The sequence below is a fragment of the Hyphomicrobium sp. 2TAF46 genome (genome assembly GCF_052114865.1).
In the GTDB taxonomy this organism is placed as follows: Bacteria; Pseudomonadota; Alphaproteobacteria; order Rhizobiales; family Hyphomicrobiaceae; genus Hyphomicrobium_B.
Map to the genome: position 1 here is coordinate 63,075 of NZ_JBFRFO010000011.1, position 23,770 is coordinate 86,844.

Below are 23,770 nucleotides of genomic sequence, written 5' to 3' on the forward strand. Positions count from 1 at the left end.
TTGAGATGCCTTTCAGAAGGATTCAGGGCGCACGAGCGCGTAGATGAGATAAAGCAGCAGTCCGGCCGTCACGAGCCCTGCCAATGCATAATCGAATGTCATGAGAGATTCCTCACAGCCGATCGCAGGCGAAGGCGTAGGCGACGGAAAGCGCGAAGAGCGCCAGTCCGCCTGCGAGAAGGATGATGTCGTACATCTGATGTTCCGATCCTTTGATCTCGCGCAGGGATGGGTGGCGAGCAGCGGATACGTGCCACTCGCGGCATAGGAATTCGAGTTGTCCGGATCGGGGGACTTATAGGAATCTCATAAAGAGCGCGGGGCGGCGGTTTCGAAATATCTGGTGTCGAAACGCGAAACGGCACCGGCACGGTCCGGGCTCACGCCTCGGAGCGAGTCGAAGAGCGTGCGGGTTATCCGATTATGGGGTGGTTGTTCCGCCCGTTTGCGGAAGAGCTGTTGAGTTTTCGGGAACGGTGGTTTGACCCGGTACTGGAGGGGAGGCGGCGCCTGTCCCGCTCGTGCTCGACGTGCCCGTTCCCGATGATCCGGTGCTCGAGCCGTTACTGGGCATTGCCGGATTTGCGCTTGCAGGACCCGTTGGATTTGTAACAGCCCCGCTGCCGGTTATCCTCGGCGTCGGCGTCAACGGTGTCGTCGATCCCGGATCGTAATTCGATCCACTACTCGACTTCGACCCCGTACCTGCACTGGAGCCAATCCCGGTGCTCGATCCGGCCCCTGCGCCGACGCCCGCACCCACTCCAGCTCCGCCTGTACCCCCGGCTCCCGCAGCAAACACTGCGTTCGCTCCAAGCAGAAGACCGGTCGCAGCGGCAGCCATCACCCGCTTCATGATGCTTTCTCCTCTTCTGTTGATCCTGCCTGTTGAACGGATCCCAATGCGAGGTGTTCCGGATGCCGGCCGATTTTGAAAGCAAGTTGAAACGCCACACATGCAGTAGCGAATAAGGAGCAGGTGCGCGCGATGCTGCCGTTGTTTATTGCAGCTTCGAGCTGTCGCTTGCGAGGGAATGTTTGCCTGTGCGTTGCGAAAACTATTCATCGTCGAAAGGAGCAGCCGGATCGCAAACGCCGCATCTAAACGCGCATAAAAAACGAGTGTTTTCTGGCGTTGAACGCCACGCAGTGGAAACTGCATTGAATTTTAGAATGCGTTTATAATGTGCGATGCAGCGACGAATGTACGTACAGTGAAGGAGGTTCTGCTTGCCTGAGGTCGGAGCAAATGCATAGCTGTCGGCACCGGGAGCAATGATCGCTTTGTCAGCACGTCCCCCGGTGCGTTGCTGTCATCCTGGGACTGCTTGACCGGGCATCGGTTCAAGCTCCAAGCGGAAAGCGCGACCGCATCGCGCCGCAAGGTACCCACTATGACGACTCTCAAAAATCTTTCTGTACTCATTGTCGATCCGAATGGCGAAACCGCCTTTGATTTGCGCCAATCGTTCATCACCGCAGGTGCGACGACCCATGTGGTTGCGAATTTCGCGTCGGCGGAGAAACTGCTGGATTCAAAAAAGATCGACGCGGTCATCCTGCCCTATTCGCAAAATCCTGAAACCATCGCCTTCTGCCGGGCGATAGCCGAGCGGAGCATTCCACCCGTCTTTACGTCGGAACCACCCGCGCGTTATCCGGTCAAGCGCCGGATGTCGAACGCGATCATCGCCGTCAAAGGGCTGATTGCGGAACGGGATGCGCAGGCATATCGCGCCATTCATTAGCGCCACAGAATGCCAGGCGGTCCATCCGCCTGGCATTTATTCGTCGTCATCATTATCTGTGTCATCGTTATCGATATAGTCGGCGGCGTCGATCTCTTCTCTGAGGCGCCCGCGCGCCGTATCACGATTTTCAACTTCGGCGTCGACGGTAATCGACCGGGGGCCGGCCCCGTCCGGGACGGCTTCGTTTTCGTCTTCGCGCTCGTCATCGGAATCGTCTGCGTCTCCCGGATACGAGGGAGCGGCTTGCGGCATCCCCGGCAGCGGCGCCACCACAGGCGAACGTTCGTCCGGATCGAAGGCCTCCGGCTCGACGATTTGCGCCTTGCGTTTACCCATTGTTGATCCTCGATCCCGAGAAGCATCTTTGAAGATATAACGCGCAGGGGCGAACTAAGGTTCGCGTCTTCTACGTCAGACGGACAAGGATGGCGTTCGGTGCATCCAATTTCGACATGAGTGTCGTGATGAACGCGTCGTCGCCACCCGCAACGATATGCGTAAACTTGAGAGACTTTAGGATTGCCAAGTCCGTTGCGTCTTCGGGAACGAAGCGCCGAAACGACGAAGGGCCGAAAACGCCGTCGTCGAAGATCTCACTTATGACGGGACATTCGAAGTAGTAATATTCGCGCCGGCCATCGATGGTGTCGAGGAAGATAGATCCGAGAGCCTCTACAAGTGCTTTCCGGTTCCTGTACTCTGCACTGCACGCAATGAAAACGCGCGCATTGTCGGCAGCAGGCTGGTGATGGTGTGGCTGGTGATGGGTCATTTTAAACAAATTCCAGAAAGAGATCGGAACTCCAAACCGCCCCGAACCATTTTGAGCATGGCCTATGCATGCGTCCCGGAGAGGATGGTAAATGAGGCGAATAGAGGAGCGACAAAGCTGAACGCAATGTCACGTGGCCGAATGATGGCGGGCCAAGTTGTCGCGCGCTCTTGGAACGATCATCGAGAAGACGTGAATGAGGATTGAGGAGCATCGCCGTGGGAATTCGTGTTTCGCAATTGGAAAGAGCGTTCGAGCTTGCTCGATCGGGCCGATGCACGACAGTGGCCGACATCAAGCGCAAGCTGCGCGAAGAGGGCTATCAGGACGATCAGGTTGAGGGACCATTGCTTTTCGGTCAGCTCAACTCGCTCATGAAAAAATCTGCCCCCAACGCTGACCGCGGTTCGTCGCGGCCGGGCTAAGATTCTTTCGGTTTCAAAACGGCGCAGATGGAGGCACCCCGATCCCCTGCCAAACCGGGGTGCTCCCTTAAGCCACGGCATTGGGGGGCAGTCGCACTAGGGGTAGTGCGTGCCGTGGTGAGAATTTTACCCATTGTCCGTCGAACAGTTCCCACCGCACCAGAACTTCACAGGCGGTGCCAACTCTGTGAACACCTCGGAACCTCGGAGGGGCGAGGCCCGTTGGCTGACTATTAGGCCGAACGGCTGACACAAAAAGGAACAAAAATGCGCCGTGATTCCTCGTTGGTTTGTGCTCTTTGCGTAGCAGCAGTGTTGAGCGCCTACGCGGCGCCGTCGAATGCTGAAGCGACTGGAGACGCCACTAAAGCAACGCCTGCGGCGGGCGCCAACGATAAGACCGCAGAGACCAAGCCCAAAGACGAGCCTCTGAGCAAAAAGCTCGACGAAAACGATGGCGTGCTGAAACCGCCCCAGGGTGTCGATCCCGGAATTCATCAAGCGCCGCCCGCCCAAACCGGAGACAAAATGCCGGTGATCGTGCCGCCGGGCGAACCAGGCGGTGATCAGAGCGTCCAGCCGAAATAATCGAGCGATCGAACGCGCAAAACGGTCTCTCACGCACGTCCGAATCGCGAGCCTATTCGATCCGCGAATGCTATTCCTATGGGTACGACCATTCGCAAACGCATCTCGCTGGAAACCGTTTTGCACACTCCCGACTTTACTTTTCGGTAAGCTTGCGCCTTCGAATTGATGCCGCTCGAAATAACATTTGACGTATTCATTCCGTAGGCCAATCGAGTGCGAATGCGCCCCTTATGGATTCGAGAAGTCGATGGAGGAAACAATGAGATTAGTTCTTGCAGTATTGATGAGTGTCTGTTTGTCCGGCGCGGCCTTCGCCGACGCGACATGCAGCGCAACCGCAAAGGATAAGAAGCTTGCTGGCGCGGCGCTGAAGAGCTTCATGACCAAATGCGAAAAGGATGCACAGGCGAAATGTGACTCGGATGCGAAGGCAAAAAATCTCCATGGCGCCGCGCAAACGAGCTTCACCAAGAAATGCGTCAAGGATGCTTCCGGCGTTTGAGAGTGCTGGCCTGATTGAGAAGTAACGGTCGTGATTACGCCGAGGGTCAACTGCCCTCGGTGGGAACAAACGTTATCGCGTCGACGTTTCATGGCCGACGTTCGATAATCAGTGCTAGGCGCGCCTGTCTCATGCGCGAGATGCGCGCTTAGCCCGTCCGGTTCTACAATCGATGACCCTAGCAACTGAGCCATCGCCAGCTGGCCGCGCGCAAACTGCTCGGCCTGGATGGCGCCAACAGATCATGCACGGCTTTTCCCAATTCGCGGGCCGGTCCGCGATCGTCATTGGCTCGGCCTCGGCTTTTGTCGTTGCGACCCTATCGGTTCTTCTGTGGGCTGCGACGGGACCGTATTTCCATTATTCCGATACGTGGCAACTCGTCGTGAACACGGGCACGACATTGGTGACATTCCTCGCCGTTTTCCTCATCCAGCACAGTCAGAATAAGGACGGCAAAGCAATTCAATTGAAGCTCGATGAACTCATTCGCAGCACGCAAAGTGCGCGCAATATCCTAATCGATCTCGAGCATGCAACCGAGGACGAGATTGAAAACTTGCAAAAGGAATTCGCGAAGCGCCGGCAGCGCTGAGCCAATATTGCGAAGCAGCGCCGAACAAAGCATAGCCACCGAAGCTTGGCGCCAATCGGAACAATGTCTTGCAGCACGCGTTGGTCTTTTATCCCGGCTTCGGAAAAAAGGATCAAAAATGCAGGCCGAAAACAGATTCCTCGAAACCAGTCAGGTCGCAGGCACGGCCGTCTACGATGGTGCGCACGCGGAGATCGGCTCGGTCGATGATCTGATCATCGATACGATGACCGGGCGTGTCCGCTACGCCGTGCTGAGCTTCGGCGGATTCCTCGGCCTCGGAAAAACCCAGTACGTCGTTCCGTGGACGGCGCTGCGCTGGGATTCCGAACTCAATGGCTACGTTACGGGCATTACGGAAGAGCAGCTTCAGGCGTCACCCGATCTAGATCCGCTCTCGTTGCGAAATCGCGATACGGAAGGGCGTCTGCATGCGGCCTACGGAGCGCCGACATATTGGGAACTCGAGCCGCGCTGAGCGGATGCACGCAATGGAACACGCGTCGGTAAAATACGGAAATGGGTTTCACGTCCTCGCGGGCAATGCCCGCTCGCAGGCCGCCTCGATGGTGATCGAACCCGGAGAAAGCGAAGGTGGCAAAGACAACTTTCACAAGGGCGCAGACCAGTGGCTCTATGTCGAGAGCGGCAGCGGAGAGGCGATCATTAACGGTCACGTCCATCCGCTTCGGCCGGGATCCCTCATTCTGATCGCCCACGGCGAAAAGCATGAAGTCCGCAACACCGGCGAAGATCGCATGAAAACACTGAATTTCTACGTGCCGCCGGCATACACGCGCGACGGAGACGAACGTCCAGCCGGGAAGGCAGAATGATTGTCGCGGATGCTGGCCGAAACCTGGTAACGGGCTGGTGCGTTTGATTCCGGGTTTCCTTGGAGAACGTCAAATGCACCCCGCGATGGCACTCTGGATCTGGTCTGTTTCGATGTCCCGCGTCTGGCAGAACGCTCTGTTGGGAGAGCAAAGTCTGCGGGGTGGCGACGAAATCCGGCAACGCGCTAATCCGGTTTTCATCCGGGCGGGCGCTTACATGCATTCCGACCTTGCGAAAAATCCGCTTCCCGACGCTATTCTTGACCGTCTCGCCGATCTCTATTGGACGGAGCGTGACGCCGATCTCGCCATCTAGCGACTGATCGCGGAGATTTACCGCTTTGGGTGTCTTTCATCTGCGGTATTCGGATGATGGGCCTGTGGATCTTCCACATTCCGCAGTTTCTGCAGGCGCGAGGCGAGTGCCGGCGGCAGGCTTTCGAGATTTGCTTCGAACAACGCCTTGAGCCGCGGTCCCGCCTGCCGTTCAAAATGAAACATCCAATCGTCAATGTCGCGTGTCACTATCCTGCTTCCGCTTGCTATTTCCTCTCCTTCTGATTTCCTAACGTGTGCGTACGATCCTCGTTCCCGCGTGGTTTAGTCTCCCGAAAAGGTCAGCGAAGGGCCACTCAACTGCGCTTGGTTTGTGGAGTTGCCAAATACCTTTCACAGCAGCCGAAGCCACGGCTGTCGTGGCGGAGGCGAGCGATCGCGACCGTGAAGAAATGCCGTGAGCCGCCGATGCGTCAGACTGCCTTGCGACCGCGGTGGCAAGTGAAAGCGTATCGCCAACTCGTTGCCGCATTTGGCGCAAAAAAAGTCCAGACGCACAAAACGGGGTGTGAGTCATGGGCACGGAAAACGCCGCAGGCCGTATCGTCAAAGGTCTCAATCTCATTCGCGAAGAAGCGTCGCGCCTAGATGCGGCGCGCGCGGAAGGAAAATCGTTCGAAGCCAAGCTGGCGCTCAAGACGATCAAGGACGAATGTTTCCACCTGCGTCAGGTCCTGCACGAGCTTCAGGTCTCCGGCCGCCTCGATTGATTATTCTGGCGCTTCGCTGGAACCCGGATTGCTAATGCCGGTTAACCACGGCACATGAGCAAACGGAGGCGACCGCGATGCGCAAGAAGGCCGTCAATCAGGTCTACGAGGTTCTGAAAGCGGTTTACGAGCTCGAGAAAGAACTGAAGGTCGCGCCGGCCGTGCTCGATATCGCCAATCCTGACGAGTGCACGAGGCACTTGAAGGAGGCGCGCCGTCAGCTTCACCAGGTTCTCGACGAGGTGTACGCCTCTGATTTTCGCAACCGCAAGGCTGCCGCGTAAAACCTTCGGCAATTGCACGGCGACGCCCACCTTGTGCTCGATCGTTTGAAAGCACTAGGCCAGTTGGGCATCGAACAAAATCGCCTTTTCACGCGTTGTCAAATCGCCGTAAATTGGGTCGCGGCGAGAGGTACCGGGAAATGGCAAAACAGAAATTCGCGCTAGCCTTGGGCGGAGGAGCTGCTCGGGGCTGGGCGCATATTGGGATTCTTCAGGGCTTGGCGGAAGCCGGCTTGGAACCCGAGATCGTCGTTGGCACCTCAATCGGAGCAATCGTCGGCGGACATTATGCGTCCGGCCGCCTGGACGATCTCGCGGGCTTTGCACGTGAGCTTACACGCCGGCGCGTCTTCAGCTTTTTGGATTTGAGCGTGTCGGGATCCGGGCTGATTGCAGGTCAGCGCCTGTTCGATCGCTTCGACGACCATCTGCGTGGGTTCTCGGTTGAACAATTGCCAGTACGCTTCGCCGCGATTGCGACCGATCTCGCAACTGGCCATGAAGTCTGGCTGCGGCGCGGATGCGTCACCGAGGTAGTCCGCGCATCATCTGCCATCCCCGGAATTGTGCGACCCGTACATCTCGGTGGGCGTTGGCTCGTGGACGGATGCCTCGTCAATCCCGTGCCTGTTTCCGTCTGTCGCGCTCTTGGGGCGCGCGTCGTGGTTGGCGTCAATCTGACGAGTGAATTCGGCCGCGGCGGAATTTGCATCGGCGACGACGATGAGGAAATCCCTGGTGAAATCGTCGTAGAGGATGCACCGATCACGCGATGGAACGGCAGTGGTGCGCTTCAACTGCTGCACCGGCAGATTTTCGGCCAGCGCCAGGACGGCGCCCCCGGCATTACATCCGTGATCCTGAACTCGTTCAGCATCTTTCATGACCGCATCGCAAGAGCACGACTGATGGGTGATCCGCCGGATCTTCTCGTGACGCCGGATCTCGCGGATATCGGCGTCCTCGATTTTCATCGGGCGGACGAAATGATCGCCAGCGGCAAGGCTGCCATCGAGCCGCATCTGCCGATGATCGAGCGATACCTGAAATCGCCGCCTCCGGCGCTCGTTAATACGCGGCTTTTTGCCGGATAGCCGTGCTTGGCAATAGGCGTTTTGCCAGTCGCGTGTCTGCGCGGCCGCTTAGGCGTGGCAAAACTGCTTCAAGTTGAGCACCCGACTGCAACGAATGGGTGATCCATTCACCCTATTGTTCCCACGCGGACAAGTGCGGCTCCATACTATGGCACATTGCCACCGCTCGAAACCGCTTCCGCCGGATGTGCGTCTACTGATTGTCCATATTTAAAAGAAATTCCTTGGACCTCGAAACGTGAGGCTAACGGTCCAGATGCGGGTGTCCGCAACGGTACACGATGCGAGAGACTTCGCGATCGCGAAGCACAGCGGGCAAGTGCGCAAGCACGACGGTCGCCCTTATATGGTGCATCTTGACGCCGTAGCCTCCGTTCTCAGCGAACATGGATATAAAAATCCCGATATGCTCGCTGCAGCCTTTCTCCACGATACGATCGAGAAGAGCGATACGACCATTGAGGAGATCAGTCAGAGATTTGGCGAGCAGATTGCCGAGCTCGTCTATTGGCTGACGGATTCTGAAAAGGGTAGCCGGACCTCGCGCGCCGTGCAGGCGGCGTGGAGACTGTCGCGCGCACCGTGGGACGCGAAGCTCATCAAGCTGGCGGACATCATCGATAACGGGACGGCGATCGCGTCGCATAATCCGGCATTCGGCCCGACCTTCCTCGACGAGAAGCGTCTCTGCTTGAAGAAGATGGCGGAGGTGGAAAACGGCCGCTTGCTGCGATTGCCGCTCTTCCAGCGGGCGGCGACCGTAACGGAATCCGCATCGCTTTAGTTTCGTTCTTCGCTCGAACGCGCACGCGAATCGCGTTCATGTCGCAGGAACACGTCAACGGCCAGAACGTAACCTACATACCCGCGGCGGCACTCCTCGGTGTGCTCCTTTCAGCCGTGGCTCCAAGCACCCTGGCTTCCCCCCGCCAGGGTGCTTTCATTTTTGTGCCGTTCGCGCTCGCGCGGCGAGAACGACTATGGCGCGTTCTTCTGGGTCTGCTACTAAGGCGCAGCGCAATCTCGCCCTTCGGGCGTTGCGCCTGGCTGTCAAAAAAAGGAGCAGATTATGCCAACAATGTCGGACGACCGCCGCCGGCGCATTGTTTTCCGTCAGCGAAAACAGGAAGCCCTGGAAAAGCGACTCGCGAAAGCCGAAAAGCGCGAGCGGAACACCAGCGCACCGGCAGCCGCAAAAAAGACGCGCTAGCGAACTCGCGGCGGCGAACTCAAGGCTGCCAGATAAGCTGCTCGTTTCTTTCGAGAATGCCTGCCAACCGGGTCACGGCAGTTGCGTGCTGATTGAGCCGGTCCTCAAGAGCGATCGTCATGCTGGCCTTCACCGTATCGGGCCAGCGCATGGTCTGAACGGTATGAAGTTCTATCGAAAGCTCGGTGATGATTTCGTTATGCCAGTAGATCGCCTCTTCGATCGTGTAGGCGTCCAGGGCCTTTTCACGGCATATCTCGAGATAGTCGCTGGCCTTGATCGCGGTCGGATTTTTTTCATCGTTTGATGTTGCACGGTTTGGCGCCCGCCTTCCAGCAAGCGTATGAACGAACAGACGAAAATTGACGCGATCGCTCAGCCAGTGAAGCAGTGAGCTGGGACGGGATCCAACAGCTTTAGGACCTGATTGACCTCCGTCAGCCGCCATGACATCGCTCCCCAGTCTCTTAATGCTTCGGGCGCTTGCCGCTGCATGGCGGTGCGGCCCAATAGTGGATGACCTTATGACGCGCGACGATCGAGGTAGGTTCCCGGACGATCTTGAAAATTACCGGAAAATCATCCGCCTACGGTAAAATAAGAGAAACACGAAACCATCCGCCTTTGATGAAACCATCCGCTGGCTTTGAAGTAATGCAGACATACCGCGTTTCTCGAACGCGGGATCAGAAGTTCTAGAGAGTACTGTCTTCACAAACACCGCCTTGGCGGAAGAGTACTTGCGAGAGCGATCTGGTTGCCGGCAGAGACGCTGGCGCATGGCTCCTAGACGTGGGGTCATGGAAGGCCTCGGGACCCGCTTGAGAGCGGGGACCGGGGCTTTTTCGTCTTACTCCTCAGGCACGGGGGCTCCTGGAGGCGCGACGTCATAATCGTCTTCGCCGAGCCCGCTTTCGCCGGAACTCGCGCCCTCGCTACTGACATCGACGCCGGGAACATCCGGTGCGTTCGCCATTTCGTCGACGTCGTCATCCGCGGGCCGGGCCTGCTCTTCATACGTATAATACTCAGCTTCGCTTTGCGCCCGCACTGCCGGAGCGCCAAGCAACGTCGTGACTGCCGCAGTAAGAATTAAAGCTTTCATGAGCAAACCTCGTTTGCGAGGAAACGACACGGCAGCACTACCTGCATCGTCGGCCTTCGTTCCGTTTGGCGTCCCTCTCAATTTCCTATGCGAAAGTTCTCGGCAATGCGTGGCCTTTTTTGGAACCCGAGCTTCCGCACGCACGTTCATAGCCAAGCAACAGAGGAGGATTTCCATGAATTGGGACCGTGTTGAAGGCAACTGGAAGCAGTTCTCGGGTAAGGTAAAGGAGAAGTGGGGTCAGTTGACCGATGACGAGATCGCCAAGGTGAATGGCAGCCGCGAGCGGCTCGAAGGCATCCTTCAGGAGCGCTATGGCTACGCCAAGGATCAGGCCAAGAAGGAAGTCGATACCTGGACCGGCTCGCTCTGAGAAAGTTATCAGCACTTCGATAAGGGAAGGCCCGGTCATTGGGCCTTTCTTTTTGCCTCGACCGGCTAGAATGCGCTACGAAGCAGTAGGATTCCGGTGCTGGGAAAGAGGACATGTCCAAGACTTTTTTTGCGGAGATGCTGACGCGCTCCGAGTTCGACCGTGCCAACAAGCGGTTGGAAATTTCGCTTTGCAACGCGACGGGCGAACGCCAGACGATTTCCATCAGCGCCGCCGTCGCCGAAACGCTGTCGTCGGTCCTTGCCGATCATTTCCAGTCGCACGGCACGTTCGGCGATCTCACGAAAATTCCCGACAATTACGCCGTGGGTCACGGCCGCCACGAACCGGTCGTCATGCTGCGTTTCGAGAACGAACCGGCCTATGGCCTCACCGCCGATCAAGCCCTCGACCTCGGTGAAGCGCTGATCGACGAAGTCGAAGCGATGACGAAGGTCAAATATCCGGCGCGGCAGTAACGGAACGCGAGCGAAGAGAAAGCTCCGCGGCGAGCTTTCGAAAGCGGCCTACAAAAGCTGCTCTTTGATGTCGTTGCACAAGACCGCCATGGTCGCTTGGCTTACCGGCTTTGCCAGGAAGCGCGCACCGGAAGGCAATGCCGCAACCGTTGGCAACTGCTTTCCCGAGCTGACTATGATCACCATGTGCGGCCAGTGCTGACGGATGTAGTGCGCGAGCGTCAGCCCATCCATATCGCCCGGCATATTGATATCAGTGAAAACGACCTTGATGCCCGGGATCGTGCGGATAATGTGCAGCGCGTCAAACGCGGTGCTGGTCTGCACCGTATCGTATCCGCCTTCTTCGAAATCGGCAGCAAGGCCCATTCGGATGAGCAATTCGTCTTCTACGATAAGAACTTTCGCAATAGGCACGGCACCTTCTCGTTTCTCGCGCCAGAGTCTGCGCGCGGTTCGCCGAACTGCGATTGCGGTCGTCGTTGACGGACGCGAACGTCAGTGAACTAATTTTCGAGCGTTCTTCAAATCTCTGACGAAATCAGCGAAGGCATGTTCGCGTTCGCCCTGGTCCGGCATGCGCAGCATCGTCGAGGGGTGGACGGTGACGAAGCCCGGAATGTCCCCGAACTGATATTCGCCGCGTGATTTTCCGATGGCGACGGGTTCGCCCGCAAGAGCCGCCGCTGCCGTCGCGCCGAGCGCCACCACGAGACGCGGGTGAACGAAGCCGAGTTCCTTGAGAAGCCACCATCGATAGTGCTTGATCTCGCCCATCGTCGGCTTCTCGTGGATGCGCCGCTTGCCGCGCTCTTCATATTTGAAATGTTTGACGGCGTTTGTGACGTATGTGTCTTCCCGGTGAATACCGGCTTCGGCCAACGCCTTGTCCAACAGTTGCCCGGCTGGTCCGACGAATGGGCGGCCCTGAAGATCTTCCTGATCGCCCGGCTGCTCGCCGACAAAGGCCAGCTTGGCGCCGATCGGGCCCTCGCCGAGCACGGCTTTTTTCCCACCGTGAACCATGGGCTTGGAGGCCGCGATGATCTCGTTCAGCCCGGCGAGACTGTGAGGCTCTTCGCCTTGAAAAAGATCGTCCGATCCGATCGATGGGGCGGAAGCCCGCGTTGAGTTCTTCGGCATGCTGTCATCGCGCGTATGTTCAAAATTCGGTCCATTGACCGACGCGCAGTCACAACTTTTGGTTCCGCAGCGATGCCTCGGAGTAAGTTACTGAAGTCCAAATAGGCGTGATCGTAATCGCGCTATCCGAGATGGGCGCCGGAACTTGGGGTTCCGACGCCCGCGTCTGAGGCAAGTCAGGGAGCACTGCCAACCTCAGTCGTGCCCATTAATTGAGGCCCATTAATTGTGGAAGGTTTCTCCGTGGAGAACGAGGTCGAGACCTTCGGCTTCTTCGGTTTCGTTGACCCGCAATCCGATCGTGAACTTGATGAGGAGCAGGGCCACGAGGCTGACGACAGCCGACCAGACGATGGTCAAGCCGATGCCTTCGATCTGTAGCCAGACCTGGTTTAGGTTGCCTTCGATCCAGCCGGATTTGCCTGCGCCGCCGACAGACTGAATGGCGAAGACGCCAGTCAGCACGGCGCCGAGGATGCCGCCGACGCCATGGACGCCGAAGACATCGAGTGCGTCGTCATAGCCAAGAGTGTGCTTCAGGCCGGTGACACCCCAGTAGCAAACGACGCCCGCTGCAAGACCGATGATCAAAGCGCCATTGACTCCGACGAAGCCGCACGCCGGTGTGATGGCGACGAGACCTGCAATGGCGCCGGAAATGGCCCCGAGCAAGCTCGGCTTGCCTTTGAGGATCCACTCGACGAGCGACCACGAGACGACGGCGCCCGCCGTGGCCAGGTGTGTGTTGATCATGAGAATGCCCGTGCTTGCACCCGCCGACAGCGCAGAGCCCACGTTGAAGCCGAACCAGCCGCACCACAGCAGAGAGCCGCCGACCATGGTCAGAACCAGATTGTGAGGTGCCATCTGCTCGCTGCCGTAGCCCTTGCGCTTGCCGATGACGATGGCGGCGACGAGACCTGCGATTGCCGAGTTGATGTGAACGACGGTGCCGCCCGCGAAGTCGAGAACGCCCGCGCCGCCGAGATAGCCGCCAGGGCCCCACACCATGTGCGCGATCGGTGCGTAGGCGAAGATCGCCCAGAGCGATACGAAGAGCATCGACGCCGAGAACTTCATGCGATCGGCCGGCCCGCCAAGAGCGATGATCGGCGTGATGATGAAGAACGTCATCTGGAACATGACGAACAGGAACTCAGGGATGCCGGAAGCGGCAGGCGCTGGGGTATCCACCGCAATGCCAGCCAGCATCACCTTCGAAAGGCCACCGAAGAACGGGCTACCTTCGGTAAAGGCGATCGAATATCCGACGACACACCAGATGATGGAGAGAAGGCCGGCCCCGAAGACGCACTGCATGAGAATGGCGAGTGCGTTTTTCTTCCGCACCATGCCGGCGTAGAAAAGCCCCAGACCGGGGACGAGCATCATGAGCACCAGCACGGAAGACGTCAGCATCCATGCGGTGTCGCCGGCGCTCAAGGTCGATGCTGGAGGTGCCGCCGGTGCTGCGGCAGGGGCGGCCTCTTGGGCAAATGCAATTGCTGATGTCGCAAGTAGCGTCACGACGCTGAGAGCCGTGGCTGCAAGCGAGGGTCGAAGTCTTGAAGTCATTGAGTCCCCCAATGTTGGTCCCGATCGTTCCATGCCGTCCGACCACAGCTTGTGCGGGTTTTTGCTGCTTTCTCATCAGGCACGGAGAGTGATCGCAAGGAATGTGCCAGACGACACAAAATCCCTGTTTGTGGGGACGAATGTACCAATGACTTGATGGGGTTAGATCAAGGACTGGGCACTTTGATCATTCGTGAGGCAAACTCAGTTGGCGGATAATATCACCACTGACGATATCTCAGCCTGGAGGCGCGATTGGCCACCCGGCTTCCACGTACTTCTTGAACCAGGCACTAAAGCACTGAGGTACCGCCGCAATCTGCTTTCGAATGACATCCGGGCTCGTCCAGCTATAGCCGTCGCACTCGACGGGATCGGGCGCGATCACTCCATCGTAGCGGCCACGGAAAACATGCACGAACTCGTGCTCGGTCAACCCCGCGTCGAGCTCCGCGCGGTAGGTGAAGGTGCCGATCTCCGTCAACGCGCAGATGACACGCATTTCTTCGTTGAGCCGGCGCGCCGCGGCTGCAAGAGGCGTCTCGCCGGGCCGGGGATGCCCGCAGCAGGAATTCGTCCAAAGGCCGCCCGAGTGATATTTGCCGACCTGCCGCCTTTGCAGAAGCAGCCGGTCCCTGCTGTCCCAAACCATCACGGAAAAAGCGCGGTGAAGAACACCCTGCTGGTGAGCCTCGAGCTTTTCGGCAACGCCTATCTCTTTGTCCTCATGGTCGACGAGGACGACTTCTTCCCGCAACATCTGTTTCGCGCTTTCCCGGTCTTCCGGCTGTACGGTTTCACCCACGTGCAGCATAGCGCCTCGGTCGCCGCCGGATAACCCCCTGTGCTCAACGTTTGTAGAAGCTCATCATGCGCGTGAAGCTCCGAATGATCTCGTCGGCAGGCCGGTCGAAAACGTCGAGCGGAATGCGGATGACGCTCTTGGAGAAGCTCCAGGGAAGCCGCATGAGGAACCTGTAGAATGGCCGCCGGCGCCAATCGACGAGCAAAGCCCTCTCCAGCGGATCTTCGAGAGTGATGCGCAACTCATTGCTTGTCGAGCCGCGGATATCGATGGCCTTCAGCTCGATCTCCTTGATCGACCTCCAAGCGACGATCCCGAGACCCTCGGCGAAGATGCCATATTGCCCGCAGCCGACGCGCGGCTTGCCGGTCTCGAGCAAAGGATAATTGTAGTAGGCAAATCCCAATGCCATCAGCGACAGCGCGATCAGAATGATATTGTCGATCGCAATGCCGATCGTCGCGAGACAGGCGCCGATCAAGCAGACGACATAAACGGGAAACTGAATCTCTTCCCGTTCGTAGGCCACCGTGTAGCCATGCATGTCGTCCTGGCTCACGGCGCGCACTCTGCATGTTGAGCTTGATTGTTGTTGATTGACTCAAGTTATGTGCCAGTGACCCGAAAGGCAATTAACCCTCTGACGGTCTTGAAGCAATTTCCGGAACCTGGAAGCGGCGGAGGGATGCTCGTTCGAAAGTTGCCCAAGCCGTGGGCCGGCAGGCATGCCGATGCCGATATTTGAGGCATTGCGCGCGACACGGCGGGGCGATCTGCGCCCCGTGGCGTTGGGTCTCCATGGCTGACGGCGCCGACAAGCATTCTCCGGGGCGGCTGATTTTGCAGAACTGGGCTCGTGGCTCGCAAAGAAAAGTCAGGCATCCAGATAATTTGCCAAACGAGTTGCCGCCGCTTCGCCGGACGGCCGGAGCACGCACGGCCCTCGGTTTAGGCCGGCGGCATTTTCAAATCGCTTGCAAAAACAATACATTTCCGCGGCTCGTCAAAACATTCAGGACGAACCGAGTTCGCTAAACGCGAGAAAACGAGGAGCAACTTGCCAGCAGACGATTTGACGCGGATGATGACAGGCGTTTCACGATTCGTGAGCGTGCTGACAGGGAGAAATACAAAATGGATCCCCAAGCATTGATTGTCTGGCTGATAATCGGCGCCGTTGCCGGTTGGTTGGCCGGGCTAATAATGAGTGGTGGTGGCTTCGGCTTGGTCGGAGATATCATCGTCGGTATTATCGGAGCGTTTATCGCCGGTTGGTTGTTCCCCTTCCTCGGTGTTCACCTGGGTGGCGGTATCGTCGGCGAAGTCATTGCCGCGGCCATTGGAGCGATAATACTGCTGTTTGTCGCGCGCCTCGTTCGACGAGCGTAGCGACGCGGATCTGACGTCATTCCGGACGGGCTGTCGACGGCGACGTTGGCGGCCCGTTTTTTGCGCGCGCCTAGGCATGCCCTCTGCAGCCGCTGCAATTTGCCCATCGAAAACTTGAGCTCGAAACGTTGCTTACTTCTCCAAACCTGCTAACGGCTTGAGCATAATGTGGCGTTATGACGGTCGGCGCGAATGCCTGAGGTTCCAGTTTCTTGTTTCATCATTTCTAAGAACGAAGGCGACCGTATAGCCCGCACCATTCGATCCGTTCGTCCCTGGGTGCGCGAAGTTGTCGTGATCGATTCCGAAAGTTGCGACGATACGGTGAGTGTTGCGCTCTCCGAAGGATGCCGGGTCATTACGCAGCCTTGGCTTGGCTTCGGCCCCCAAAAACGCTTCGGCGAGGACCAATGCCGAAACGACTGGGTCTTCAACATCGACGCAGACGAAGTCGTGACCCCCGAGTTGGCGCGTGAAATCATCGCTACGTTCGCGGACGGCGACCCCAAGTTCGTTGCTTACGGCATGCCGTTCGAGATGATCTATCCGGGTGCTGCAACACCGCGGCCAATGGCACGGGATAATTGGTATGTGCGGCTATACAACCGGCGATTTACCAGATTCAGAGACTCGAACGTTCATGACGCAGTCGTGACGGATGGATATCCGGTCGGCGCTTTCCGGGCGCCGGTATTTCACTACTCGATGCGCTCTTTTGCGGAAATGAAGCGCAAGCTCGACGAGCGGATGTGGCTTCTGGCTAAAAATGCCGATTTGAGTTCCAAGATCACATTGGCGGCTCGTCTGCCCATCGAATTGCCCGTGAACTTTTTCAAATATTATATCGTCAGGCGCCACTGGACCGGAGGCCTCACTGGCTTGAGGTACGCGTCGATCCAGGCCCGCTTTCGATTTTTGAAGATCTACCGCATGTGGCGGTCGGCTAATGCGAAGGTCGGTCCGGAAAATTTCGCCGCCTGACAGGCGCAGAGCCCCCAATTCAGGCGCGGCACGGTCATCTCACGCCCGTGCCTGCGTTGAAGAGGGGTCTTTCATACGCCAGCCATTTCCGCGTATAGACTGCGCCCAGGATCCCGTAGCTCAGTTGGATAGAGCATCTGCCTTCTAAGCAGAGGGTCGCAGGTTCGAATCCTGCCGGGATCGCCATTCGCCTACATCGGCTTTGGAAACATTGGAAATTTTGGCATCATTTCCCATCCCTGGGAGTGGTTGCGCAACGGGCGATGATCTTTTGTACGTGCTGCCGAGTCATTTCCCGAACTTGGCGATGTCCGACCTTGTCGCTCTCCAGAAAGCGCTCAATCATGCCGCGGTATTGCGCTTGGGTTTCCAGGCCCAAGCCCAGGAAGTCTGGGCTGGCGAAATAGTCCCTTACAAGTTGATCGAATGTTCCCAAGCCGCCGCGCCCAGCGACGCCAACCTTCACCGAACCGTCATTAAGGCATTCTGGTATGCAGCGAGGAACTCGACCGAGGCGAGTTCACCGGGAAGGGGAATCCGACGTCCGCTGGACCGGCGGAAATAATAGCGGACCTTGCTATGCCGATCGATAAATCGATCCAAATATTTGAGCTTCACGTTCGTCATTTGAAGTCGGCCCAGCTATCTTGCCTTTCTTCCGAGACGAACACTGGTTCAGAGTCGCCTCGCTCCCGCGGCAGAGCTTTGAATGCTGTATCGAGTTCCTCGACGTCCCATATTCTCCGACTGCCGACAACACGCGGACGCGGCATGGCTTTAGTCTGGAGTTTGCGGAAGAAGCTCGGAGATAATGAGAGGTAAATGGCAGCCTCGCATTCATCGAGGATTGTCCGAGCTCATCACCTGAATCGCTTTGGCTCCTGCAAACTCATGATCGGGCGGACATCATCAATGTCCGACCATATTTCCTCAATCGACAGACTCATCATGTCGGCTGAGAGGTGAACGCCTCCTGATCCATGGCGAATGTCGTAGATCCGCTCCGCTGTTGCGACATGCCCTCGGCCTGCACAGAAGCGATTTAAACTTTTTTCTCTCTCCGAACATCCGTACCACGACACTTCGTGTGCTGATCGACGCCGAAGCTTACAAAAAGGTATACCACGTGATTGTTTACTCGTAACGTAAACTTTTTTAGCGTGCACGGGCCTGATCACACATCGGGGCCTTCGCGTCCGTCTCCGTTGGAGATTTCCGCGAAGGCGGGGCCAGCCAGCCACGTGCTTAACCGCATCCAGCCAGCCAGCCTCCCCGTCTAAATTTGGGGAGCATTGGGGGGATCGTGGAATGGCTGCGCGTATCGTTGATGTTCGTAATGTTAGAGTTGCAGACAGATCGTTTGCATCGCCTAACTCATCCGGCAACGTCACTCTGGCGCTGACGGTTTCGCTAGCCTCGCTCGCATTTGTGCAAGCCGCCTCCGCACAGGAAACGCAGCTGCCTGGCATCAACGTGCAGGGAGCGCCGGCTAAGAAAAGCAGCGCGGCTAAAAGTAAGCCGAAGCCCAAGCCAATTCAAACGGCAGAGCCTGCTCCGCAACCGGCACCTCCTCCGGCGACGGACGGCGGCAACCAAGCTGCGAAAATCGATGCTCCCTACGACACGCCGGCAGGCGTCAGCGTCGCCGGGCAAAGCGAGATCCAGACGTTCGGGCAGACGAATGTGCAGGACGTGCTGCGCGCGATGCCTGGCGTTTCAACGGCCAACGATCCAAACAATCCCGGCGTCGCCATCAATATCAGAGGCTTCGAAGGCGAAGGCCGCGTGAATATGTCGATCGATGGCGTTCGGCAGAATTTCCGCTTCACCGGCCACGATGCATCCGGCTTCGTCTATGTCGATCCGCTGCTTCTTGCGAGCATCAACGTTGAGCGCGGCGCGGTTTCTGGAGTTGGTGGCGCTGGTGCGCTCGCGGGAGCCGCCGATCTGCATACGCTCGATGTCGACGACATCCTAAAGCCCGGAAGGAATTACGGCGCGCTCACCAGTCTGTCATGGGGTAGCAACGGAGTCGGATTTTCCGAGATGGGCGCGGGCGCTATCCGCAGCGGCGCCATCAGCGTCGCGGGCGCCATCAGCAAGCACAATATCGATGACTACGACAACGGTCTGGGCCAGCGCGTGCCATTTACCGATCAGGATCTGATTTCCGGATTGGCGAAGGTTCACATTCAGATCGATCCTGCTCAGCGGGTGTCGTTCGGCACCGTTCTTTACAACAACGATTTCACTGCCAATGGCTACGACCAGAACATCGATTCAAAGATTTACACAGCCAGCTACACGTATAATCCTGGAAACGATCTGATCAACTTTCGCGCCGACTTCTCCGGCAGCGATCTGAACATGGCGTACTTGCGCGCCGCCGATGGCCTTGACACGTCGGCCTTTAACCAGGCGGGACGTCGGATAGAGGACCTAGGCTTAGGCTTCGACGTCTCCAACACGTCGCTGTTCGACTTAGGCGGCATCCACGTCAAGTCGAACTACGGATACGAATACTTTCACGACGACGTCGATGCGTTCAACAAACTCGCCCCTGCGAACGCAGGCGGCGTAAACCCTTCGGGCGATTCAACGATCCGTGGGGTTTTTTCTCAGACGACGTTCTCTAAGAGCATCTTCGATTTTATCGTCGGTCTGCGCTACGACGACTACAATCTCAAAGGCAGCGGCGACGTTTTCGTCGATTGCATACCCGCCGGTCCCGGACCTTGTTACACGCCCGTGCTGCCGCCGTTTCTCACGACGGGTCCCTATAAGGTCGATAAGTCGGACGGCGGATTTAGTCCCAAGCTGACATTGGCGGCTAAACCGGTCGAGTGGTTCCAGCCTTACGTGACGTGGTCGAATTCATTCAGCGCTCCAACCATTTCCCAGACATTGCTCGCTGGCGTTCATCCTGGCGCCGACCCCATTCAGTTTGCTCCCAATCCGTTTCTTCAGCCCGAAACGCAAACGGGTTGGGAGTTCGGCCTCAACTCCAAGATCGATGGTCTTTTCCAGCCCGGTGACTCATTCCGCTTCAAGGGCGATTACTACACAATGGATGTAGATAATTACATCACCGCTTCCACCGTCGACCCGGCATTCCTGCTCTTCTTCTATGTGAACAATCCCGGCACCTCGAAGGTGGAAGGCGTCGAGCTGCAGGGCACATACGATGTGGGCTACGCTTTCGCGGGCTTGAGCTATAGCCACAATCACACGACGCTGCCGTCACAGCTGGACGGCCTCGGTCTGCACAGCTATCTCCCGGGCGATGTCGCGACCGTTACTGGCGGTTTGCGCTTCTTCGACAAGCGTCTCACGGTAGGCGCGCGGGCTTATTACACTTCAAAGAGCCAAGCCGGCGACATCAACACGCTAACCGGCGCGCCGGCCTTTTACGATGGCTACACGACGTACGATCTCTTCTCTGATTACAGACTCACCAGCGATGTCGACGTCGCGCTGACGGTTAGTAATTTGACCGACGTTGCTTACACGCCGGCACTGACCGGGCAACCGACGGGCAACGCCCCGACTGAGACGGGCCGAGGTCGCACGTTCCTCTTGACAACAAGGGCGCAATTCTAATCGCGGAACCAATGCAGCTTGGAGAAAATCGGCGGCGGCGAGCAAAAGCGCGCCACCGCTCATGCCGATACTGCGATTTGCTTTGAACGAAGACGAGAGCAACCGATGCTCATCGAACGCCGTGGTTCTACGTCGAGCAAGACCCGCTCGCCAGGATCCAAATCTCAAGCATTCGATGAGAGTGCCGCGAATATCAATGTCGTGTCGTTTTCTGGCAGTCGAGAAAGGAGATTAGCGTCGCCGAAATTTGGCGATGCCGCGGAGACATCGGCTACTGCGGATGGAGGCAAAGGGAAGCCAGGATCCCGAAAACTTCTCGTCGGCGCGATCTTATGTTCCTCAGCGCTCCACGTGGCTGCGATAGAGGCAGCAATGCCGCGAGAGTTCGGTGAGCAATTCGGTACGGTCGCAGAAAAGAGCGATGCGATCAGTCTTGCGATGATCCAAACCGTGGTGCTGGAATCGATTTCCACCGATACGCAGGCTGTCGCCGCGTCGGCTGCCTCCTCGCAAGCGGGCGGGGTTCAATCAGCCGAATCGATGCCGCAGGAACTTGCAGAGATCAAAGACATCCCCGTCTCTGATCAGCCGCCTCCGAAGCCAGTCAAAGTCGCAGATGTAAATCCGGCGGCGCTCGCCCCGACCGACGATCCGCTGCCCGTGGTTCGCGGTGGCGGCGAAGCTGACGCAGCGAACGAGATCAAGGCTGATCAAATCGCGGAAAAGCCCGTTGTCGAGATGCCCGACAACGTCGAGACAAAGGAGGATGAACCCGAAAAAGCGAAACGCGAAAAGGAACTCGAGAAAGAGAAAAGGATCGAGCAAGCGGAATCACATGCGCAAGCAGCGGGGAGCGCAACGTCGCGATCAAGTGCTGCGCAATCGGCCGTCAATGGCCGTGTTTCTGCAAGCAGCGGGAACGCTTTGACCTACGCCGCCAGCATCCGCGCGCAAGTGGAACGTAACAAACCTTCGGGCAACGGCCTCCACGGAACGGTACGTGTGTCGTTCGGGATTAGCGCAATGGGAGAACTGAGTTACGTGCGTCTTGCAGGTTCTTCAGGAAACGGGGCTTTGGACGATGCCGCGCTCGCAGCGGTACGGCGCTCCGCGCCCTTTGAGAAACCACCCTCCGACATGGCGCAAAAGCAGCTTGCTTTCGTGATACCGTTTTATTTTCGTTGAGCTAGTGACGGACGATTGGGTCGCGGGAATGCTCGTTGGATACGCTCGTGTTTTGACTGAAGGACAAAGCGTCGATTTGTAGATCGATGCGTTGGACCACGTGGGTCGCGAACGGATTTTTTGCGACACTTGGCCCATTGGATAGTCCAGTCAGGCTCATGACGGTGCTTCGTGGCAAAGGCGCGAGGCGCCTCCTTACATCGGCCTTTCTCGATCGGCTTGCTTGACCGTCCTCGCAGGCGGTTGAAAACCACTCGGATGCTACGGCACCGTGTCTCGAGCGGCCTAAGCTGGAAAATGGGTGGCGACTGTTTAGAGCAAGTCTAGATCATTGTGATTGCGGACTTTTTTCGACTGAGCTACGGAGTCATCGGGAGTGGCGTCACCATTTTGCAGCGTACAAGGCATTCGATCCGATGGCCGATCATTTGCATCGCTGGCTTGGAGATCTTTTCCATCGTTATCATAGGGAGGTCGTCCGATACGCCTCCCGGCTTGTCGGCGACAGGGATAGCGGTGAGGAGATCGTGCAGGATACCTACGTGCGGCTTGCCGCGCGATCTGCCCAGGCCGCGTCGATAGAGCATCCTAAAACGTATCTCTTTACGGCCACCCGCAACGCCGCAGTCGATTTCACGGCCAAACGGGCCGTAGAATGGTCATACCGTGTGGACGCCGATGATCTATCATCGCTCGCGCTGACCGAAGATCCGACCTCCGCTTTTTATCGTCGCCAACGCATCGCTCGGTTGGCTGTTGTTCTGAACGAACTGCCATCCGCTTGTCAGGCGGTGTTCGTGATGAACAAGATCGAGGGCAGAACTCACAGCGAGATCGCGAGATCCCTCGGCATCTCCGTCAGTATGGTCGAGAAGCACGTTATGCGGGCCCTTATGCACTGCCGTGATCTGATGCGCGACGACGACTCCCGCTAGAAATCCATTCACGCCGTTGAGGATTTCGGACCGCTAACCCGTCTATAGGGGACGGGAGGATTATCTATGAATAACGATCGAGCGTTCGCCCAGTGATACAGGACGGCCCTAAAACCAGCTACCCGTCGAGGGAATTGTCGAACGAGGCTCTGGAATGGATCGTTCGTCTCAACTCAGGGAAAGCGAAAAAACGCGACTGGGCGGAATTTGAAGCCTGGCGCTCGCAAAGCGCGGAACACGAAGCTGCGGGTGTCGAGGCCGAGGCGCTTTGGGGCGACGCTTCAAATCTGCACTGGGATCCGGAAACCGGCACCGTTCGCCCTGGGAGGCGGGCGAGAGTTGGCTTATCCCGCCGCGCGATCCTGGGTGGGATAGCGGGTGCCGGACTGAGTGGAGCCGGGGCACTATGGGCAAGCGGAGCCTTCCGCCCACTGTTTGCGGATCATGTGACCGGTGTTGGCGAGCTCAGCACTGTCGATCTCAACGATGGCACGCGTGTCTCGCTCAATGCCATGTCGGCAATCAAGATTGACTATTCGCCTTCTCTTCGGAGGGTCGTGCTGGTCGAAGGACAGGCTTACTTCGAGGTAGCCCCAAACGCCCGGCTTCCCTTTGAGGTCATAGTGCGCGGTACGAAAGTCACCGCACTCGGAACTGCCTTCGACGTCGACTGCAGTCTCGCGTGGGGACGTGTCAGCGTTTCGGCAATCGAGCATTCCGTTCGTGTGCAGTCGCAAGGGAACGTTGTCGGCACGATCCTGTCGGAGGATCGCAAAGTCATTATCTCCGACACCGGTCTCATCGGCCCTGCTACGCAACAGGATCGGCAGACTGCGATCGCATGGAAGACGGGAACGCTGATCGCCGAGGACTTGGAACTCGGAGACGTCGTTGCAGCGCTTCGTGCGTACCACAGAGGTTGGATCGTCTTTCAGGATGCAGGCGCGGAACGACTGAAGGTCAACGCTGTTCTGAGCCTCCGGACGCCGGACGCCTCAATTGATGCTTTAGCGGCCGGCCTGCCGATCAATGTTCGGCGCCTTTCCTCTTTTGTCACAGTAATTTCAATCACTTAGAGAATCCTCTAAAATTTT

At 57.7% G+C, this 23,770-nt stretch carries 32 protein-coding genes, 1 tRNA gene and 1 pseudogene; 23 read left to right on the forward strand and 11 right to left on the reverse strand.

Annotated elements, in window-relative coordinates; all coding sequences use genetic code 11:
• Positions 1 to 12: 12 nt before the first annotated feature.
• Entirely contained in the window at positions 13 to 102 is a 90-nt protein-coding gene (locus AB4Z24_RS20140) for a K(+)-transporting ATPase subunit F (protein WP_441711063.1), read from the reverse strand.
• Between AB4Z24_RS20140 and AB4Z24_RS20145 the strand changes: the two genes are divergently transcribed.
• The 3 genes from AB4Z24_RS20145 (at position 101) to AB4Z24_RS20155 (ending at position 1,748) form a co-directional block, all read left to right on the forward strand.
• Entirely contained in the window at positions 101 to 268 is a 168-nt protein-coding gene (locus AB4Z24_RS20145) for a hypothetical protein (RefSeq protein WP_441711064.1), read from the forward strand. The two genes, AB4Z24_RS20140 and AB4Z24_RS20145, sit on opposite strands and share 2 nt — an antisense overlap.
• A gap of 253 nt (positions 269 to 521) precedes the next feature.
• The gene (locus AB4Z24_RS20150) at positions 522 to 674 is read left to right on the forward strand and encodes a hypothetical protein (RefSeq protein WP_441711066.1); all 153 of its coding nucleotides are present in this window, start codon (positions 522 to 524) and stop codon (positions 672 to 674) included.
• Between the two features lie 720 nt (positions 675 to 1,394).
• On the forward strand, positions 1,395 to 1,748 hold the full coding sequence (locus AB4Z24_RS20155) for a hypothetical protein (protein WP_441711068.1): 354 nt from the start codon (positions 1,395 to 1,397) through the stop codon (positions 1,746 to 1,748).
• A gap of 36 nt (positions 1,749 to 1,784) precedes the next feature.
• Here AB4Z24_RS20155 and AB4Z24_RS20160 read toward each other — a convergent pair whose 3' ends face one another.
• Together AB4Z24_RS20160 and AB4Z24_RS20165 are read right to left on the reverse strand one after the other, a co-directional pair.
• Positions 1,785 to 2,087: a hypothetical protein gene (locus AB4Z24_RS20160; protein ID WP_441711070.1), complete on the reverse strand. Its 303-nt coding sequence runs from the start codon at positions 2,085 to 2,087 to the stop codon at positions 1,785 to 1,787.
• A gap of 70 nt (positions 2,088 to 2,157) precedes the next feature.
• Complete coding sequence (locus AB4Z24_RS20165; protein WP_441711072.1) at positions 2,158 to 2,523, reverse strand: hypothetical protein; 366 nt, start codon at positions 2,521 to 2,523, stop codon at positions 2,158 to 2,160.
• Positions 2,524 to 2,807: 284 nt separating this feature from the next.
• On the opposite strand from AB4Z24_RS20165, the gene AB4Z24_RS20170 reads away from it, so the two are divergent.
• The 7 genes from AB4Z24_RS20170 (at position 2,808) to AB4Z24_RS20200 (ending at position 5,788) form a co-directional block, all read left to right on the forward strand.
• The gene (locus AB4Z24_RS20170) at positions 2,808 to 2,948 is read left to right on the forward strand and encodes a hypothetical protein (protein ID WP_441711074.1); all 141 of its coding nucleotides are present in this window, start codon (positions 2,808 to 2,810) and stop codon (positions 2,946 to 2,948) included.
• A 267-nt stretch (positions 2,949 to 3,215) separates the two neighbouring features.
• Positions 3,216 to 3,536: a hypothetical protein gene (locus AB4Z24_RS20175; RefSeq protein ID WP_441711076.1), complete on the forward strand. Its 321-nt coding sequence runs from the start codon at positions 3,216 to 3,218 to the stop codon at positions 3,534 to 3,536.
• Positions 3,537 to 3,798: 262 nt separating this feature from the next.
• The gene (locus tag AB4Z24_RS20180; protein WP_441711078.1) at positions 3,799 to 4,041 is read left to right on the forward strand and encodes a PsiF family protein; all 243 of its coding nucleotides are present in this window, start codon (positions 3,799 to 3,801) and stop codon (positions 4,039 to 4,041) included.
• Between the two features lie 244 nt (positions 4,042 to 4,285).
• Positions 4,286 to 4,636 carry a low affinity iron permease family protein gene (locus tag AB4Z24_RS20185; protein ID WP_441711080.1) on the forward strand — a complete coding sequence of 117 codons (351 nt, stop codon included), beginning with the start codon at positions 4,286 to 4,288 and terminating at the stop codon, positions 4,634 to 4,636.
• Between the two features lie 118 nt (positions 4,637 to 4,754).
• Positions 4,755 to 5,114: a PRC-barrel domain-containing protein gene (locus AB4Z24_RS20190; protein WP_441711082.1), complete on the forward strand. Its 360-nt coding sequence runs from the start codon at positions 4,755 to 4,757 to the stop codon at positions 5,112 to 5,114.
• 13 nt (positions 5,115 to 5,127) lie between these two features.
• Positions 5,128 to 5,472 carry a cupin domain-containing protein gene (locus AB4Z24_RS20195; protein WP_441711083.1) on the forward strand — a complete coding sequence of 115 codons (345 nt, stop codon included), beginning with the start codon at positions 5,128 to 5,130 and terminating at the stop codon, positions 5,470 to 5,472.
• A gap of 73 nt (positions 5,473 to 5,545) precedes the next feature.
• Complete coding sequence (locus tag AB4Z24_RS20200) at positions 5,546 to 5,788, forward strand: hypothetical protein (RefSeq protein ID WP_441711085.1); 243 nt, start codon at positions 5,546 to 5,548, stop codon at positions 5,786 to 5,788.
• 17 nt (positions 5,789 to 5,805) lie between these two features.
• On the opposite strand, the gene AB4Z24_RS20205 is transcribed toward AB4Z24_RS20200, so the two are convergent.
• Positions 5,806 to 5,997: a hypothetical protein gene (locus AB4Z24_RS20205; protein WP_441711087.1), complete on the reverse strand. Its 192-nt coding sequence runs from the start codon at positions 5,995 to 5,997 to the stop codon at positions 5,806 to 5,808.
• Between the two features lie 326 nt (positions 5,998 to 6,323).
• Here AB4Z24_RS20205 and AB4Z24_RS20210 point away from each other — a divergent pair, with 326 nt between their 5' ends.
• The 4 genes from AB4Z24_RS20210 to AB4Z24_RS20225 all read left to right on the forward strand — a co-directional run bounded on the left by AB4Z24_RS20210 (position 6,324) and on the right by AB4Z24_RS20225 (position 8,680).
• Positions 6,324 to 6,518 carry a hypothetical protein gene (locus AB4Z24_RS20210; protein WP_441711089.1) on the forward strand — a complete coding sequence of 65 codons (195 nt, stop codon included), beginning with the start codon at positions 6,324 to 6,326 and terminating at the stop codon, positions 6,516 to 6,518.
• A gap of 77 nt (positions 6,519 to 6,595) precedes the next feature.
• Complete coding sequence (locus tag AB4Z24_RS20215; RefSeq protein ID WP_441711091.1) at positions 6,596 to 6,802, forward strand: hypothetical protein; 207 nt, start codon at positions 6,596 to 6,598, stop codon at positions 6,800 to 6,802.
• A gap of 140 nt (positions 6,803 to 6,942) precedes the next feature.
• Complete coding sequence (locus AB4Z24_RS20220; protein WP_441711093.1) at positions 6,943 to 7,896, forward strand: patatin-like phospholipase family protein; 954 nt, start codon at positions 6,943 to 6,945, stop codon at positions 7,894 to 7,896.
• 238 nt (positions 7,897 to 8,134) lie between these two features.
• Positions 8,135 to 8,680, forward strand: a complete 546-nt coding sequence (locus tag AB4Z24_RS20225) for an HD domain-containing protein (protein WP_441711094.1) — start codon at positions 8,135 to 8,137, stop codon at positions 8,678 to 8,680.
• Positions 8,681 to 9,125: 445 nt separating this feature from the next.
• Here the strand turns inward: AB4Z24_RS20225 and AB4Z24_RS20230 are convergent, their stop codons facing one another.
• Complete coding sequence (locus tag AB4Z24_RS20230; RefSeq protein WP_441711096.1) at positions 9,126 to 9,554, reverse strand: hypothetical protein; 429 nt, start codon at positions 9,552 to 9,554, stop codon at positions 9,126 to 9,128.
• Positions 9,555 to 9,956: 402 nt separating this feature from the next.
• Positions 9,957 to 10,211: a hypothetical protein gene (locus AB4Z24_RS20235; RefSeq protein WP_441711098.1), complete on the reverse strand. Its 255-nt coding sequence runs from the start codon at positions 10,209 to 10,211 to the stop codon at positions 9,957 to 9,959.
• 175 nt (positions 10,212 to 10,386) lie between these two features.
• On the opposite strand from AB4Z24_RS20235, the gene AB4Z24_RS20240 reads away from it, so the two are divergent.
• Together AB4Z24_RS20240 and AB4Z24_RS20245 are read left to right on the forward strand one after the other, a co-directional pair.
• Complete coding sequence (locus tag AB4Z24_RS20240) at positions 10,387 to 10,584, forward strand: CsbD family protein (RefSeq protein WP_441711100.1); 198 nt, start codon at positions 10,387 to 10,389, stop codon at positions 10,582 to 10,584.
• A 113-nt stretch (positions 10,585 to 10,697) separates the two neighbouring features.
• Positions 10,698 to 11,063, forward strand: a complete 366-nt coding sequence (locus AB4Z24_RS20245; RefSeq protein WP_441711101.1) for a hypothetical protein — start codon at positions 10,698 to 10,700, stop codon at positions 11,061 to 11,063.
• Between the two features lie 48 nt (positions 11,064 to 11,111).
• Here AB4Z24_RS20245 and AB4Z24_RS20250 read toward each other — a convergent pair whose 3' ends face one another.
• From AB4Z24_RS20250 to AB4Z24_RS20270, 5 genes and pseudogenes are all read right to left on the reverse strand, one after another.
• Positions 11,112 to 11,480 carry a response regulator gene (locus AB4Z24_RS20250; protein ID WP_441711103.1) on the reverse strand — a complete coding sequence of 123 codons (369 nt, stop codon included), beginning with the start codon at positions 11,478 to 11,480 and terminating at the stop codon, positions 11,112 to 11,114.
• Between the two features lie 81 nt (positions 11,481 to 11,561).
• A pseudogene (locus AB4Z24_RS20255) lies at positions 11,562 to 12,218 on the reverse strand (UdgX family uracil-DNA binding protein); the annotation flags it as partial.
• 210 nt (positions 12,219 to 12,428) lie between these two features.
• Positions 12,429 to 13,781 (reverse strand): ammonium transporter, encoded by a 1,353-nt coding sequence (locus AB4Z24_RS20260; protein ID WP_441711105.1) that lies wholly within the window; start codon positions 13,779 to 13,781, stop codon positions 12,429 to 12,431.
• A 238-nt stretch (positions 13,782 to 14,019) separates the two neighbouring features.
• Positions 14,020 to 14,595 (reverse strand): isopentenyl-diphosphate Delta-isomerase, encoded by a 576-nt coding sequence (idi, locus tag AB4Z24_RS20265; protein ID WP_441711107.1) that lies wholly within the window; start codon positions 14,593 to 14,595, stop codon positions 14,020 to 14,022.
• Positions 14,596 to 14,629: 34 nt separating this feature from the next.
• Positions 14,630 to 15,145 carry a hypothetical protein gene (locus tag AB4Z24_RS20270; RefSeq protein WP_441711108.1) on the reverse strand — a complete coding sequence of 172 codons (516 nt, stop codon included), beginning with the start codon at positions 15,143 to 15,145 and terminating at the stop codon, positions 14,630 to 14,632.
• A 575-nt stretch (positions 15,146 to 15,720) separates the two neighbouring features.
• Between AB4Z24_RS20270 and AB4Z24_RS20275 the strand changes: the two genes are divergently transcribed.
• The 7 genes from AB4Z24_RS20275 to AB4Z24_RS20305 all read left to right on the forward strand — a co-directional run bounded on the left by AB4Z24_RS20275 (position 15,721) and on the right by AB4Z24_RS20305 (position 23,752).
• Complete coding sequence (locus tag AB4Z24_RS20275) at positions 15,721 to 15,975, forward strand: GlsB/YeaQ/YmgE family stress response membrane protein (protein WP_441711110.1); 255 nt, start codon at positions 15,721 to 15,723, stop codon at positions 15,973 to 15,975.
• Between the two features lie 192 nt (positions 15,976 to 16,167).
• Positions 16,168 to 16,956, forward strand: coding sequence for a glycosyltransferase family 2 protein (locus AB4Z24_RS20280; protein WP_441711112.1), 789 nt, complete (start codon positions 16,168 to 16,170; stop codon positions 16,954 to 16,956).
• Positions 16,957 to 17,065: 109 nt separating this feature from the next.
• Positions 17,066 to 17,142: transfer RNA gene (locus AB4Z24_RS20285), tRNA-Arg, on the forward strand.
• 1,122 nt (positions 17,143 to 18,264) lie between these two features.
• Positions 18,265 to 20,556 (forward strand): TonB-dependent receptor domain-containing protein, encoded by a 2,292-nt coding sequence (locus AB4Z24_RS20290; protein WP_441711114.1) that lies wholly within the window; start codon positions 18,265 to 18,267, stop codon positions 20,554 to 20,556.
• Between the two features lie 372 nt (positions 20,557 to 20,928).
• Positions 20,929 to 21,741, forward strand: a complete 813-nt coding sequence (locus AB4Z24_RS20295) for a TonB family protein (protein ID WP_441711115.1) — start codon at positions 20,929 to 20,931, stop codon at positions 21,739 to 21,741.
• A 416-nt stretch (positions 21,742 to 22,157) separates the two neighbouring features.
• Complete coding sequence (locus AB4Z24_RS20300) at positions 22,158 to 22,676, forward strand: sigma-70 family RNA polymerase sigma factor (RefSeq protein WP_441711117.1); 519 nt, start codon at positions 22,158 to 22,160, stop codon at positions 22,674 to 22,676.
• A 134-nt stretch (positions 22,677 to 22,810) separates the two neighbouring features.
• Positions 22,811 to 23,752, forward strand: coding sequence for a FecR family protein (locus AB4Z24_RS20305; protein WP_441711119.1), 942 nt, complete (start codon positions 22,811 to 22,813; stop codon positions 23,750 to 23,752).
• Positions 23,753 to 23,770 lie beyond the last annotated feature (18 nt).